Source organism: Devosia submarina (assembly GCF_003056345.1).
Classification (GTDB): Bacteria; Pseudomonadota; Alphaproteobacteria; order Rhizobiales; family Devosiaceae; genus Devosia; species Devosia submarina.
In genome coordinates, this window is sequence record NZ_PYWB01000011.1 from 74,195 (window position 1) to 87,229 (window position 13,035).

General features: G+C 59.9%; 15 protein-coding genes and 1 tRNA gene. 9 read left to right on the top strand and 7 right to left on the bottom strand.

The window, feature by feature from the left end:
• Positions 1 to 4 precede the first annotated feature (4 nt).
• Both DDE77_RS16325 and DDE77_RS16330 read left to right on the top strand, forming a co-directional pair.
• Complete coding sequence (locus DDE77_RS16325; protein ID WP_108398553.1) at positions 5 to 784, top strand: ATP12 family chaperone protein; 780 nt, start codon at positions 5 to 7, stop codon at positions 782 to 784.
• An 18-nt stretch (positions 785 to 802) separates the two neighbouring features.
• Entirely contained in the window at positions 803 to 1,717 is a 915-nt protein-coding gene (locus tag DDE77_RS16330) for a phosphotriesterase family protein (RefSeq protein WP_108398554.1), read from the top strand.
• Between the two features lie 13 nt (positions 1,718 to 1,730).
• On the opposite strand, the gene cysW is transcribed toward DDE77_RS16330, so the two are convergent.
• The 4 genes from cysW to rimO form a co-directional block, all read right to left on the bottom strand.
• Positions 1,731 to 2,543 carry a sulfate ABC transporter permease subunit CysW gene (gene cysW / locus DDE77_RS16335; RefSeq protein WP_108398555.1) on the bottom strand — a complete coding sequence of 271 codons (813 nt, stop codon included), beginning with the start codon at positions 2,541 to 2,543 and terminating at the stop codon, positions 1,731 to 1,733.
• Complete coding sequence (gene cysT / locus DDE77_RS16340; RefSeq protein ID WP_108398556.1) at positions 2,543 to 3,379, bottom strand: sulfate ABC transporter permease subunit CysT; 837 nt, start codon at positions 3,377 to 3,379, stop codon at positions 2,543 to 2,545. The genes cysW and cysT overlap by 1 nt, the downstream gene beginning before the upstream one ends.
• A gap of 99 nt (positions 3,380 to 3,478) precedes the next feature.
• The gene (cysP, locus tag DDE77_RS16345) at positions 3,479 to 4,462 is read right to left on the bottom strand and encodes a thiosulfate ABC transporter substrate-binding protein CysP (protein WP_108398557.1); all 984 of its coding nucleotides are present in this window, start codon (positions 4,460 to 4,462) and stop codon (positions 3,479 to 3,481) included.
• A gap of 296 nt (positions 4,463 to 4,758) precedes the next feature.
• Complete coding sequence (rimO, locus tag DDE77_RS16350) at positions 4,759 to 6,090, bottom strand: 30S ribosomal protein S12 methylthiotransferase RimO (RefSeq protein WP_108398558.1); 1,332 nt, start codon at positions 6,088 to 6,090, stop codon at positions 4,759 to 4,761.
• Between the two features lie 256 nt (positions 6,091 to 6,346).
• On the opposite strand from rimO, the gene DDE77_RS16355 reads away from it, so the two are divergent.
• Positions 6,347 to 6,724, top strand: coding sequence for a DoxX family protein (locus tag DDE77_RS16355; protein WP_108398559.1), 378 nt, complete (start codon positions 6,347 to 6,349; stop codon positions 6,722 to 6,724).
• Positions 6,725 to 6,783: 59 nt separating this feature from the next.
• Here the strand turns inward: DDE77_RS16355 and DDE77_RS16360 are convergent, their stop codons facing one another.
• Both DDE77_RS16360 and lipB read right to left on the bottom strand, forming a co-directional pair.
• Positions 6,784 to 7,293: a DUF4282 domain-containing protein gene (locus tag DDE77_RS16360; RefSeq protein WP_157959894.1), complete on the bottom strand. Its 510-nt coding sequence runs from the start codon at positions 7,291 to 7,293 to the stop codon at positions 6,784 to 6,786.
• 21 nt (positions 7,294 to 7,314) lie between these two features.
• On the bottom strand, positions 7,315 to 8,085 hold the full coding sequence (gene lipB / locus DDE77_RS16365; RefSeq protein WP_108398561.1) for a lipoyl(octanoyl) transferase LipB: 771 nt from the start codon (positions 8,083 to 8,085) through the stop codon (positions 7,315 to 7,317).
• A 70-nt stretch (positions 8,086 to 8,155) separates the two neighbouring features.
• Between lipB and DDE77_RS16370 the strand changes: the two genes are divergently transcribed.
• Together DDE77_RS16370 and DDE77_RS16375 are read left to right on the top strand one after the other, a co-directional pair.
• The gene (locus DDE77_RS16370; protein ID WP_108398586.1) at positions 8,156 to 8,389 is read left to right on the top strand and encodes a FliM/FliN family flagellar motor switch protein; all 234 of its coding nucleotides are present in this window, start codon (positions 8,156 to 8,158) and stop codon (positions 8,387 to 8,389) included.
• A 145-nt stretch (positions 8,390 to 8,534) separates the two neighbouring features.
• Positions 8,535 to 8,619: transfer RNA gene (locus DDE77_RS16375), tRNA-Leu, on the top strand.
• 55 nt (positions 8,620 to 8,674) lie between these two features.
• Here DDE77_RS16375 and DDE77_RS19755 read toward each other — a convergent pair.
• On the bottom strand, positions 8,675 to 8,842 hold the full coding sequence (locus DDE77_RS19755; protein WP_210204415.1) for a hypothetical protein: 168 nt from the start codon (positions 8,840 to 8,842) through the stop codon (positions 8,675 to 8,677).
• Positions 8,843 to 9,202: 360 nt separating this feature from the next.
• On the opposite strand from DDE77_RS19755, the gene mgtE reads away from it, so the two are divergent.
• The 4 genes from mgtE to DDE77_RS16400 all read left to right on the top strand — a co-directional run bounded on the left by mgtE (position 9,203) and on the right by DDE77_RS16400 (position 13,023).
• A complete protein-coding gene (gene mgtE / locus DDE77_RS16385) occupies positions 9,203 to 10,618 on the top strand; it encodes a magnesium transporter (RefSeq protein ID WP_108398562.1) in 1,416 nt (471 codons plus the stop codon).
• A 338-nt stretch (positions 10,619 to 10,956) separates the two neighbouring features.
• Positions 10,957 to 11,634, top strand: a complete 678-nt coding sequence (locus DDE77_RS16390) for a glutathione S-transferase family protein (protein ID WP_108398587.1) — start codon at positions 10,957 to 10,959, stop codon at positions 11,632 to 11,634.
• Positions 11,631 to 12,056 (top strand): DUF1489 family protein, encoded by a 426-nt coding sequence (locus DDE77_RS16395; RefSeq protein WP_245895334.1) that lies wholly within the window; start codon positions 11,631 to 11,633, stop codon positions 12,054 to 12,056. The genes DDE77_RS16390 and DDE77_RS16395 overlap by 4 nt, the downstream gene beginning before the upstream one ends.
• Positions 12,057 to 12,183: 127 nt before the next feature.
• Complete coding sequence (locus tag DDE77_RS16400; RefSeq protein WP_108398563.1) at positions 12,184 to 13,023, top strand: division plane positioning ATPase MipZ; 840 nt, start codon at positions 12,184 to 12,186, stop codon at positions 13,021 to 13,023.
• Positions 13,024 to 13,035: the final 12 nt, after the last annotated feature.

The following is a 13,035-nucleotide window of genomic DNA, read 5'->3' on the forward strand; positions in this document are numbered from 1 at the left end:
TGAAATGCGCGATCAGCTTACAGACATTCACAAGCATATCGATGACGGCTATGGCCGGGCTCAGCACCTCAACAAGGTTGAGCTGCCCAAGCGCTTCTACAAATCGGTTGCGGCGGGGCCATACGAAGCTGGCTTTGTGGTGACGCTGGATGGCCGGCCGGTTCGCACACCGGGCAAGAAGCTGCCTGTGGTGGTGCCCGCGGCACCGATCGCCACGGCCATGGCAGAGGAATGGGCGGCACAGGGCGAGTTCATCGATCCGGCCACCATGCCCATGGTGCGGCTGATCAATTCAGCCGTTGAAAGCGGCGAAGAGATGATCCCGGCCTTCCGCGACGAGGTGATCAAGTTCGTGGGTGGGGATTTGCTGCTTTATCGCGCGGAGGGGCCACAGGAGCTCGTGTCCGAGCAGGAATTGCAGTGGGACAAGGCGCTGGTGGCGATTGCGCGGCATTTTGGCGTGAGCTTCATGCCGACCATGGGCATTATCCACCAGCAACAGCCGCAACAAACGCTGGAGCGGCTGGCCGAGGCGCTTCAAGGGGAGAACCTCTTTGTTCTGACGGCCCTGGTCTCGATCACGGGGCTAACCGGCTCGGGCATTCTGGCTGTCGGTCTTTGGCACAAGCTCTTTACGGCAGACCAGGTATGGTCGGCTGCCCATGTTGATGAGGATTACCAGATCAGCCAATGGGGCGAGGACGAGGAGGCCGCCGAGCGGCGCCAAAAGCGTCGGGTGGAGTTCGATACCGCGGTTGCCGCGCTGGAGGCGCTGCGCAGCTAAACAAGGGGGAAGAGGAAAATGAAGCAGCTTTATACGACCCTTGGGCCTTTGCCCAAGGAGCGACTCGGCATGATCCTGCCGCACGAGCATGTGTTCGTAGATTTGCGCACGCCGGACCAGCCCGGCTATGGGCAAGCCTCGCCGGAGGATGTGGTGGCGCTGATGGCGCCTCAGATCGAAACCATCAAGGCGCAGGGCATTACGGCGCTGGTGGAATGTTCGACGGGCGGCGTGGGGCGGCGCGCTGATATCGACCTTGCGGTTTCCCGCGCAACGGATTTCCCCATCGTCGTTCCTACTGGCAATTACCGGGAGCCGTGGATTCCTGATTGGGTTCGCGACGCCAGCTTGGATGAGCTGGAACGCTGGATGGTCCGCGAGCTCGAAGAGGGCATGGAAGACACCGGTGTGCGTGCTGCCTGGATCAAGATCAGCGCTGGAGACGACGGCATCACACCCCTCGAGGAGCGCATCCTGAGGGCCGCGGCGCGTGCTGGCAGGGCCACGAACGCAGTGATCGGCTCGCATACCATCAAGTCGCGCGTGGTTATGGACCAGCTCGACATCATCGAGGCGGAAGGCTATCGCGCCGAGCGCTTCATTTCGATCCACACCCAGGCGGAACCGGATTTCGAGATGCATCGAGCCGTGGCGGCACGGGGCGCCTGGATCGAGTATGACCATCTTGGGCGGGAGCCCGACGATGAGGTCGTCGCGCTGATCCTGCGGGCGCTGGAGGCCGGGATAGGCAAGCAATTGCTGCTCAGTCATGACCTGGGTTGGTATGATCCGGCGCAGCTAGGTGGCGGCGTGCCACGGCCCTATACAGCAATGGTTGAACGGATCTTGCCCATGCTGCGATCAGCAGGGGTGGATGAGGCAACGATCACGCTTCTGACCGAGACCAATCCTTTTGAGGCCTTTGCCCGCTAGCCATGAGCGGCAGCTATTGCCGCCCGTGCCGCTCAAGTGCTGCTTTCAGCACAATCGTCAGGACGGCGATAAAGGCCAGCGTGGATGATGCTGCAAAGGCGCCGGTGACGTTGAAGTCGTTGAACAGCTGGGTGATCTGGAGGGGCAGGGTGTTGGTCTGCCCCCGGATGGAGCCGGACACCACGGATACTGCGCCAAATTCACCCATGACGCGCGCATTGGTCAGCACCGCGCCGTAAAGAATCGCCCAGCGGATATTGGGCAGGGTGACGAACCAGAACATCTGCCAGCCATTTGCACCGAGCGAGAGGGCGGCTTCCTCGTCCTCGGTGCCCTGCTGCTGCATGAGCGGGATGAGCTCGCGCGCCACAAATGGAGCCGTGACGAACAGGCTCACGAGTATGATGGCTGTCACCGTGAACATGAGCTGGATGTTCATGGCCTGCAGCGCTGGGCCGAGCAGGCCCTGACCGCCATAAAGAAACAGGTAGACGACACCCGCCACGATCGGGCTTACCGCTGCCGGGATTTCGATCATGGTGATCAACAGCTCGCGGCCGCGGAATTGGAAGCGTGTCACCAGCCAGGCGAGACAAACGCCCACCACAATGTTGATTGGAACGACGATGATCGCCGTCAACACCGTCAGACCAATCGCGTGGAGCGTTGCTGGCTCCAAGATATTGGCGATGTATTGGCCCACGCCCTCGCGCAGGGCAAAGGCAAAGATCACCGCCAGCGGCACGAGCAGGAACAGGGCGGACAGGATAAAGGCGAGGCTGATCAGCGCATATTCAGCCGGAGAACGCGCGGGATTGGACTGCATCAGCGGCTCCGAAGGACATAGCGATTCTGCCAGGCCTGGAGGGCGTTTGTCAGCATCAGGGTCGCAAAGGCGGCAAGCAGAAGCACAAAGGCCAGGGCCGCGGCGCCTTCGTAATTGTATTCCTCGAGGCGGATGAAGATCAGCAGGGAAACAATCTCTGTCAGCCCCGGTAGATTGCCGGCGATGAACACCACGGCGCCGAACTCACCGAGCGAGCGGGCAAAGGACAGCACGCACCCGGCCATGAAGGCGGGCAGGATGGTGGGAAAGATAACGCGGGCAAAGGTCTGCCAGTCGGTAGCGCCCAAAGTTTTGGCCGCTTCTTCAAGTTCCACCTGAACTTCCTCCAGCACTGGCTGCACAGCCCGCACGACAAAGGGGATGGAGGTGAAGGTCATGGCGATGATAATGCCGGCTTGTGTGTAGTTGACCTTGATGCCGTTGCCCTCAAGGAACTGCCCATACCAGCCTGTGTTGCTGAAGAGGGTCACGAGGATGAGCCCCGCGACGGCGGTGGGCAGGGCAAAGGGAAGGTCGACAAGGGCATCCAGAAACCGCCTGCCGGGAAAGCTGTAACGCGTCAGCACCCAGGCGAGCAGCAGGCCGAAGAGGCCATTGAGGACGGAAGCAACCAGGGCTGAGCCAAAGGTGATTCGGTAGGCAGCAAGGGAGCGGTTGGAGCTGACAATGCGCCAGAACTCTTCCCAACCCATGCCGCCGACCTTGAGCAGCATGGCAGCGAGGGGCAGGGCGATGATGATAGTGAGATAGAGCATGGAGACGCCAAGCGTCAGCCCAAAACCGGGCAGCAAATGCTTGGAGCGTTTCCGTGCCATGTCTTCTCCCTGTGCCTCTCAAGCTTCATTGCCCGGCGGGCCGGGCAATCCAGTGGGTCACCGGGCAAAGGCGGTGATGACGATCGTCGATGATTGCCGCTATTGGTTGAGGAAGACCTTGTCGAGCAGGCCACCGTCGGCGAAGTGCTCTTCGGAGATCTTGTCCCAGCCACCAAAGGCGTCTTCCGCCGTAACGAGGCGCACTTCGGGGAATTCGGCGGCATGGGCAGCAGCGACGGCCTCGTCGTTCACGCGGTGGAAATTGGCGGCAGCCACTTCCTGGCCTTCCGGCGTATAGAGGAAATCGAGATAAGCCTTGGCGATCTCGCGGGTGCCGCGATTGTCCACGACCTTGTCCACGATGGCCACCGGGAATTCGCTGAGCAGGCTCACCGATGGGATCACGGCCTCGTACTGGTCGGCGCCAAACTGCTCGCGCACCGCCAGCACCTCGGCTTCAAACGTTACCAGCACATCGCCCAGCTGGCGTTCGGTGAAGGCGGTGGTAGCGGCGCGGCCGCCGGTCTCAAAAACGGGCACGTTGTTGAAGAGCTTGGTGAGAAATTCCTCAACCTTGGCTTCGTCGTTGGCATACTCCTCATTGGCCCAGGCGCGGGCTGCGAGATAGGTGTAGCGCCCATTGCCGGAGGTCTTTGGATTGGGGAAGATCACCTGCACGCCTTCGGCGGCTAGATCGCCCCAGTCGCTGATCCCCTTGGGATTGCCGGCGCGGACCAGGAATGCGGGCAGGGAGTAGAATGGCGAGGCGTTGTTGGGAAACTCGCTGGCCCAATCTTCGCTCACGAAGCCGCCGTCGACCAGCCGCTCGATGTCAACGACCTGGTTAAAGGTGACGACGTCAGCCGCAAGGCCTTCCAGGATAGCGCGCGCCTGGGCGGACGATCCGGCGTGGGATTGATTGACGGTAATGCTAGCCCCACTTGCCGCGTAGGCAGCGTTCTCGGCCGCGAACAGCTCGCGCGCTATGTCGTAGGACGCATTGAGGATGTCGGTAGGTTGGGCGAGGGCAGGCGTTGCCGTAAGCACAATGGCAGCTGCAGCGGCGGCAAAAAGCTTGTTCATCTGACGCGATTTTCCAACAAAGGGATGATGTTGGAGCGGTGATGCTATGGCGCAGGTGTCGGGTCCAGAGCTAATGCGCTGCGCTGGATGAGTAATTTAGGGGCGCAATTCTTGGAGGAATGCCGTTGCGCCAGAAGGAGGCGAGCAAGTTTTTTGTTTCACCGCTACTGCAGCATTCCAGATCGTCAGCCTGGGGCGAAGACCCGAGGGCACTGCACTTGCTGCGCGCGAGAGAAGCGAAGAGCCCTCGGGTCTGGCCCGAGGGTGAGGATTGAAGGGTTTAACAGTCTAGCGCCCTAGTTCAGCGCGCTCACTGGCTCAGCAAACAGATCGTACTCATCGCTGTCAGTCACCCGGACGTCGATCATATCGCCGACTTTGATGCCGTCAGCCTTGCTGATGACCACCTGACCGTCAATCTCGGGTGCGTCCCACTTAGAGCGGGCCACGGCCTTGTTGGTCTCGGGCAGCACATCGTCCACCAGCACCTGAATGGTGCGGCCGACCTTCTTTGCAAGCTGGCCGGCAGAAACGTTCTGCGCGACTTCCATCAGCCGCTCCCAGCGATCCTGCGCCACGTCATCGGGCACGATGCCTTCGAGTTCGTTGGCCGGCGCGCCGGTCACGGGCTCGTACTTGAAGCAGCCTGCGCGGTCGATCTCGGCTTCCTCGATGAAGTCGAGCATCATGTCGAAATCTTCCTCCGTTTCGCCGGGGAAGCCAACGATGAAGTTGGATCGCACAGTCAAATCAGGAACTTGGCGCTTCCAGTCAAGAATCCGATTCAAGGTCTTGTCCTGGTGCGCAGGACGACGCATCGCCTTGAGAACCTTGGGCGAAGCATGCTGGAACGGAATGTCGAGATAGGGCAGCACAAGACCTTCGGCCATTAGCTCCATCACCTGATCCACATGCGGATAGGGATAAACATAGTGCAAGCGCACCCAGGCGCCGAGCTGCCCCAGTTCCTTGGCCAGGTCATAGAACTTGGCTTTGACCGGGCGGCCCCGGTACATGGACTCTGCATATTTGACATCGACACCATAGGCGCTGGTATCCTGCGAGATCACCAGCAATTCCTTGACGCCCGAGCGGATCAGCCCCTCGGCTTCGCCCAGAATGCCGGCAGCGGGGCGCGACGCCAGATCGCCACGGATCTGGGGAATGATGCAGAAGGAGCACCGATTATTGCAGCCCTCGGAAATCTTGAGATAGGCATAGTGGCGCGGCGTCAACTTGAGGCCGGTCTCGGGCACCAGGTCCACGAAGCGGTTCGGCACGGGCGGCAAATGCTCGTGCACGGCCGAGACCACGCTTTCGTATTGATGCGGGCCAGAGATGGCGAGCACGGAAGGATGCGTCTGGCGGATGAGGTCTTCCTCGACGCCCAGGCACCCTGTGACGATGACGCGGCCGTTTTCGTTCAGTGCTTCGCCAATAGCTTCGAGAGATTCCTGCTTGGCGGAATCAAGGAAGCCGCAGGTGTTGACCAGGACGATATCGGCACCCTGGTAGTCGCGGCTGAACGAATAGCCTTGCGAGCGCAGCGTGGACATGATCCGCTCGCTATCGACAAGGGCTTTGGGGCAGCCGAGGCTGACGAGGCCAATTTTTGGCGCTTGGCTCATGAGAGCGTTGGTTCCGATGTGGGAATGGTTGCGCGCGTCATACAGAGTATCTGACGGTTACGCAATGTGACTGCCTCCCGCAGGGCGCGGGGCTGCGTTGTCCCATTTGCCTGAGGTGCAGTCTTGAAAGTCGGTTCCAACGAACAGTGCGTCCGCACAATTGCCCATTCCAAGATAAATCGAGCTGCTCTAGCAATGCTGGCATAAGCGTCAGTTGAGGTTGCTGACCCTGCCTCAACATCCTGAAGGAGCACTCATGTTCGATCGTCTCTCCGCCTACACGCCGCAGGCCCTTGCCGCCCTACGCATCATTGCTGCGCTTTTGTTTATGGCGCATGGCACGCAGAAATTGCTGGGCTTTCCTGCTGCAGAGTTCAGCCCACCGATGTTCTCGATCTTCTGGTTCGCAGGCGTGATTGAGATCGTAGCCGGTGTCATGATCCTGCTTGGCTTTTTTACTCGCCCCGCAGCCTTCATCGCCTCGGGCACCATGGCCGTTGCATATTGGATGGCGCATGCGCCGAGCAATTTCTTCCCCGTCAACAATGGCGGCGACGCGGCAATCCTGTTCTGCTTTGTGTTCCTGTTCCTGGTTTTTGCCGGTCCCGGCGCCTGGAGCGTCAACAAGCAGTAAGCTCAACTTCTGAATCAAAATGGCCGCCGAGACATCTGTCTTGGCGGCCTTTTTGTTGGTCAGAAGCCCTTGGGCTGTGGGCTGCGCTTGGCAGTGCGGCGCGGCTTGAAGAGTTCGCCAGGCTCGGTGGCGGGCTCGCGGCGGGTGGTTTCATGGGAATCGCTTGCCGCTGCTGCGTATCCGTCGGCTTCGGCATAGTCATCCGCTTCATCAGCTTGCGCGAGGTCGCGAATGGCGTCCCGCACCTCATCAAGCAGGGAAGCCGAATAGCGGGAGCGGTTCACGTGCTCACCGCTTTGCTCATGGGTTTTGAACCAGACGAGGAGCGCCTCGCAGGCGATCCGCAGCACGACGATATAAAGCAGACCAAAAACGGCAAGCTCGAGCAAGCCCCAAAGGCCATTGCCGAAGCCGAGGCTGAACCGCCAGAACATATGGCTTACAGCCCATAGGAGAATAGCGGCGAGTCCCAGCGCGTAAAGGATGGGAACAAGCTTGGGCGAAAGAATCGCGTCGAGCCGGAACAGGGTCTGGCGGGTAAACAAGCGTTTCAGATCGTCGAGGGTCATCCTCATCTCCGCAATGCGATTCTATGCGATAGCAACTTGGCCACCAGTGCCGATGCTGACAAGGCTTTCATCACCAGCGCTTCGCGTCGGTCCAAAGCGCTTTTCAAACGCGGCACGGAGCGACGAATCGATCTCGGGCAGCGAGACGAGGTGGCCTAGATCCTCAAAGCTCGTGACGCCTTGGTCGGATATGCCGCAGGGCACGATGCCATTGTAGTGGCTGAGATCCGGGCTGACATTGAGCGAGATGCCGTGAAAGGTTACCCATTTGGAGACCCGGACACCGATAGCGGCGATCTTGTCTTCGGTGGCGGGTCCCTTTTCCGGTCGGCGTACCCAGACGCCGATCCGCCCGTCCCGTCGTTCGCCGGCTATATTGTGCAGGGCTAGCGTGTCGATCACCCAGTCCTCAAGCCCTTTGACCAGGCAACGGATATCACGACCGCGCTGGGTCAGGTCCAGCATCACATAGGCCACACGCTGGCCAGGGCCGTGATAGGTGTATTGCCCGCCTCGTCCCGCATCAAAGACGGGGAATCGATCCGAAAGCAGGTCCTGGGGCAGGGCGGATGTGCCGGCGGTGTAGAGCGGTGGGTGCTCCAGGAGCCAGATTGCCTCTTCATCGGTACCGGCGGCAATGCCCGCAGCACGCGCCCGCATGGCCTCAAGTGCATCGGGATATGGCACCAAATCCTTGGAGATGATCCATTGCACCGGCTGGCCGTCGGCCCGCGCCAGTTTGTTGACGGTTTCGCAGCCAATGTTGTGGGGAGTTAACACTTCCATAACCATGCTTGCCAGAGAGTTACCAAACAATGAACCGCGGCGTCAGCTGCGCGACGAAAAGGCTCCAGACTTACTTATGCGCACATTGGACAATATTGAAGTGGACATCACCGTTGAGCTTGGCGCGACGACGATGCCGATTCACCATTTACTGCGCATGGGCCGCGGTGCGGTGATCGAGCTCGATGCCACTGAGCATGATCCCCTCAACATCTACGCCAACAATGTGCTGATCGCCCACGGTGAGGTCAGCGTCGATGAGGGATATCTTCGGGTCCAGGTCACGCAAAAGGCGCAGCGCCGGCTTTAGGGCAGGGCGCGGACCTGTGGAAAAGCTCCGGCATGAAGATCATTTCACCGGCTTCAACGAAATTACGATTTAAGCGCTTGAGGTTGGCCACGAGCTTTGCTACATCCCCGCTCGCTTCGCCGAACGGAGAAGCTCTACCAAGCGTGCGGTCGTGGCGGAATTGGTAGACGCGCAGCGTTGAGGTCGCTGTGTCGCAAGACGTGGAAGTTCGAGTCTTCTCGACCGCACCAATCATCCCTTGCGGATGACCAGAAAAAAGGCCGCCCCTTGGGGCGGCCTTTTCGTTTATGGAGTGGCGGGAGCCGGGGTTGCTGGAGCTGCGCCGTCAGCTGGCGGCGTGGTAGCCGGTGCTGGCGTTTCGGCTGGAGCGTTCGTTGCTGGTGCATCGCCACCGCAAGCAGCAAGGGACAGGGCTGCAACGACGGCGAGCGGGGCGAATAGCTTCCGTGACATGGGATCTCCTACGATTCTGTTTCTCGTTATGAGCGGGTATTCACGCAGACGTGAGCTAACCGACGCATTTAGGCAAAGATGGGGCCAGAGGCCTCTCTGCTCCAGACAAGCTCTTGTTTGGGCAGCGTGCAACAAACGCAGGCCCTCTCAGCCGAGTTCCAGAGCGACAGCTAGGCAGGGTAGCCTGTTGCCCGAAAGTGACACGGCGGTGCTGCGTGCCCGAAGGGCAGCTTGGGCGGCACGCCTAACCTTCGTGCCTACGCACAAAGTGATGCATATCTTGCGCGTTAGTCTGGCGCATCGCTGCATGAGTAGCTACAGCTTGGCCGCCCCTGAAACCCGCGACGCAAAGGGCTCCCAATGAGCACAGACTTCGACACAGCGCCTGGCAATGACGCGGGCATTGATCCCAATGCACTGCGCGATCGCGAAGACCGAATCTCTCCGCTATGGATCGAGCGACTGCGCGCCTTTCTGCTCGCCGGCCGGAGCGAAGATGTTGCAACCGTTATCGGCCCCCTTCATACGGCTGATCTAGGCGACGTGCTGGAAACGCTGGAGCCCGAGGAGCGTATCCACCTGGTACGCACGCTGGGGGATCTGTTCGATTACTCGGCGCTGACGGAAGTGGACGAGAGCGTCCGCATCGAGCTGATGGACGCGCTGCCCAATGCCGCCATTGCGCGCGGTGTGGCGGGCTTGGACAATGACGACGCGGTCGCGATCCTGGAAGATTTGCAAGAGGAAGACCGTGACGAGGTCCTTGCCAAGCTGCCAACCTTTGAGCGGCTGAACCTCAAGCGCAGCCTCGATTTTCCCGAAGATTCCGCCGGAAGGCGGATGCAGACCGACTTTATCGCTATTCCCCCCTTCTGGACGGTTGGGCAGACGATCGACTATCTGCGTCGTGAAAAGGATTTGCCGGACGAATTCTACCAAATCTATGTGGTGGACGCGTCGTACCAGGTGCTTGGCACCATTCCGCTCGACAAATTCCTGCGGGCGCAGCGCGCCACCTCGATCCAAGCCTTGATGAACACCAATCTGGTGCTGGTCGACGCCAATGAAGACCAGGAAGAAGCCGCGCGCGATTTCGAGCGCTATGATCTGGTTGAAGTTGGCGTGGTGGATGAAAGCCGCCGGCTCGTGGGTGTCCTCACCATCGACGACATGGTGGACGTGATCCACGAGGAAGCCGATGAAGACATCAAGCTGCTGGCGGGCGTTGGCGACGAGGATATCTCCGGGTCAACCATCGACACGGTGCGCAGCCGTGTGCCGTGGCTGGTGGTGAACCTTGTGACCGCGCTGGCCGTGAGTTTCGTTATCGGCCTTTTCGACGCCACTATCGAGCAAATGGTGTCTCTTGCCGTGCTGATGCCCATTGTTGCCTCCATGGGCGGCAATGCGGGCACGCAGACCATGACCGTTACCGTGCGCGCCCTTGCCATGCGCGAGCTCGACGGCCGCCGACTGCGAAGGCTCGTCACGCGCGAAATGATCGTGGGCTTTGCCAATGGCGTCATTTTTGCCGTCCTGATCGGAATCGTGACCTGGCTGCGATTCAGCGATGTGGAGCTTGGCGGGGTAATTGCGGCGGCGATGATCATCAATCTGATCGTTGCTGGTACGGCCGGAATTTTGATCCCGATTACGCTGGAAAAATTCAAGGCCGATCCGGCGATTGCCTCGGCTGTGTTTGTGACCACAATCACCGACACTGTTGGTTTCTTTGCCTTTTTGGGCATTGCCGGCTTGTGGTTCGGGCTGTTTTGACCGCTGCGAAAATCCTGTGGCCAGCAGAGGAGTGTGGCAAGACTGCAGCTTGCCATGGTTTTCTCGCACAGTTAATCTTGTGTTGCTGGGGCGCGGCAGAGGGTTTTATCCCGAAGGGCTCCGGCGTTCGCGGCTGACAGGGAGCAACAATGCGTAGTCAACCGAAGGCCACAGCGATGTGGCGAGCAGCAAGCTGGACCTTGGTTTGCCTGCTCTCTATGGGATTGGTCTTTTCCGTAATTGCTGGTGTGTAAGGAACGCCAGGATTAACATTAGACAGTGATTTGTTGGAGGGCGCCCGGGGTTTCGGGGCGCCCTTCTTGCTGAATGGAGCTGCCATGAAACTGCTAATCGGGAATCGTAATTATTCGAGCTGGTCCTTGCGGCCCTGGCTGGTGCTCCAGCATTTCGAGATCCCGTTCGAGGACGAAGTGCTCCAGCTCGCGGGCGAAGGGTTCCGAGACGTGCTCGCCCAGCGATCGCCTACCGGCCGGGTGCCGGTGCTGATCGATGGTGATTTGGTCGTGCCAGAAACCCTGGCCATCATTGAATATCTCGCCGATAAATTCCCCGACAAGGCCATTTGGCCAGACGATATTCGCGATCGTGCGCTGGCGCGTGCGGCGGCAACGGAAATGCACGCTGGCTTTTCTGGGCTGCGCAGCCATGCCCCCATGAATCTGCGCTCCTCGCATCCGGGCAAGGTCGCGCTTGATACAGTCGCCAGGGATCTCCAGCGCCTTGAAGCGCTCTGGGGTGGGCTGCTGCAAAAGTCGGGGGGACCGTTTTTGTTCGGGGCATTGACAGCTGCCGACGCCATGTTTGCGCCTGTTGCCACTCGTATCAGGACCTATGCGCTCCCCGTATCGGACACAGCCGCCGCCTATGTGGAAGCCATCTATGCCGTTCCGGCCTTCCAGAGCTGGCTTGCCATGGCGCTTAAGGAGCCATGGGTTGTGGATGAGGACGAAATTGACGTGATTCAGGGACGGGCCAAGCCCGGCACAATTGTATGATCCACATGATCAAGCTCTGCGTGGGCGTCCAAACGCTTGAAGAGCTCGAAAGCTACCGCGATGAGCGCGCCCATTGGTGGGACGCGGACTATGGCGAAGATGTCCATGTGCACCGCACGCGCATGATGCCCAAGCAGGCAAAGGAAATGGAGGGCAAGTCCTCGCTTTATTGGGTCATTGCGGGGCAGGTCGTCGCGCGCCAGCCGATCCTGCGGCTGGCCAAGTTCACCAATGCGGAGGGCAAGGATTATTGCGACATCATCATGGCGCGCGACATGATCCGAACGGTGCCTTACCCCAAGCGACCCTTCCAGGGTTGGCGCTATCTGCGGCCCGAAGATGCGCCGCCTGACATCGGCGCAAATGAGAATGCCGAATCGTTGGCACTGGCAGCCGACCTGGCCCGGTTGGGGCTGATCTAAACGCCGTCGGAATGCTAGCGAAAAGTTAATCTCACATCGCGGTTAGCGGCCCGTGATCTTAACGTGCCGTTAACCGCTGCGGCCCTTTTTAGTGGATGTATTAACAAACACTGATTTGGAGACAGCGATGGCGCGTCATGGTGCGCATGTCATTGTGGTGGGAAATGAGAAAGGCGGGTCGGGCAAGTCCACGACAGCCTTCCACCTGGCCGTTTATCTGCTGCATTCGGGCTATCGTGTCGCCACCATCGATGTCGATAGCCGCCAGCAAACCTTTACCCATTATGTCCGCAACCGCCGCATCCATATCCAGGAGCGCGGGCTGAGCCTGCCAAACCTCAAGCACTACCATCTGCCAACGGCTTGGGGCGATTCGGTGAAGGACAACAACAAGGCCGAATTCGACATGTTCCGCCGCGCCGTTGGCGAGGTGGAAGATCGCGTCGATTTCCTCGTGATCGACACGCCCGGCTTTGACACCAATTTGACCCGCCTTGCCCATTCATTGGCCGACACTTTGGTGACGCCAGTCAATGACAGCCTGATCGACCTCAACGTCCTCGCCCGGATCGACCCTCAGACCGGCGCGCCGCTTGAAACCAGCCATTATGCGCGCCTCGTGCAGCGGGCCCGATCCGAACGGCTCGCCGTAGATGGACACAGCGTTGACTGGGTGCTGGTGCGTAATCGCATCTCGATGCTCGGCTCGCGCAATTCGCGCCATGTGCATGCGACCCTTGATTCCATCGCTACGCGCTTTGGCTGCCGTGTCGCCGATGGGATTGCCGAGCGCGTGATCTTCCGCTCGCTCTTTCCAACCGGGATGACAGTGTTTGATCCCATCGATGAGGATGGCTCGGAAAGCACGACCATGTCGCACATCAGCGCGCGGCAGGAATATCGCAATCTGGTGGCTGCGCTGAACCTGCCGGTCGATGAAGTGGAGCCGATGCGCCTGTCCGCCTAGGGCAGGGTGCAG

Bases quoted from the DNA above. Each gene is read 5' to 3' on its own strand.
- DDE77_RS16325 (WP_108398553.1), top strand. From the start codon at position 5: ATGCGCGATCAGCTTACAGACATTCACAAGCATATCGATGACGGCTAT.
- DDE77_RS16330 (WP_108398554.1), top strand. From the start codon at position 803: ATGAAGCAGCTTTATACGACCCTTGGGCCTTTGCCCAAGGAGCGACTC.
- cysW (WP_108398555.1), bottom strand. From the start codon at position 2,543: ATGCAGTCCAATCCCGCGCGTTCTCCGGCTGAATATGCGCTGATCAGC.
- cysT (WP_108398556.1), bottom strand. From the start codon at position 3,379: ATGGCACGGAAACGCTCCAAGCATTTGCTGCCCGGTTTTGGGCTGACG.
- cysP (WP_108398557.1), bottom strand. From the start codon at position 4,462: ATGAACAAGCTTTTTGCCGCCGCTGCAGCTGCCATTGTGCTTACGGCA.
- rimO (WP_108398558.1), bottom strand. From the start codon at position 6,090: ATGAGCCAAGCGCCAAAAATTGGCCTCGTCAGCCTCGGCTGCCCCAAA.
- DDE77_RS16355 (WP_108398559.1), top strand. From the start codon at position 6,347: ATGTTCGATCGTCTCTCCGCCTACACGCCGCAGGCCCTTGCCGCCCTA.
- DDE77_RS16360 (WP_157959894.1), bottom strand. From the start codon at position 7,293: ATGACCCTCGACGATCTGAAACGCTTGTTTACCCGCCAGACCCTGTTC.
- lipB (WP_108398561.1), bottom strand. From the start codon at position 8,085: ATGGTTATGGAAGTGTTAACTCCCCACAACATTGGCTGCGAAACCGTC.
- DDE77_RS16370 (WP_108398586.1), top strand. From the start codon at position 8,156: ATGCGCACATTGGACAATATTGAAGTGGACATCACCGTTGAGCTTGGC.
- DDE77_RS19755 (WP_210204415.1), bottom strand. From the start codon at position 8,842: ATGTCACGGAAGCTATTCGCCCCGCTCGCCGTCGTTGCAGCCCTGTCC.
- mgtE (WP_108398562.1), top strand. From the start codon at position 9,203: ATGAGCACAGACTTCGACACAGCGCCTGGCAATGACGCGGGCATTGAT.
- DDE77_RS16390 (WP_108398587.1), top strand. From the start codon at position 10,957: ATGAAACTGCTAATCGGGAATCGTAATTATTCGAGCTGGTCCTTGCGG.
- DDE77_RS16395 (WP_245895334.1), top strand. From the start codon at position 11,631: ATGATCCACATGATCAAGCTCTGCGTGGGCGTCCAAACGCTTGAAGAG.
- DDE77_RS16400 (WP_108398563.1), top strand. From the start codon at position 12,184: ATGGCGCGTCATGGTGCGCATGTCATTGTGGTGGGAAATGAGAAAGGC.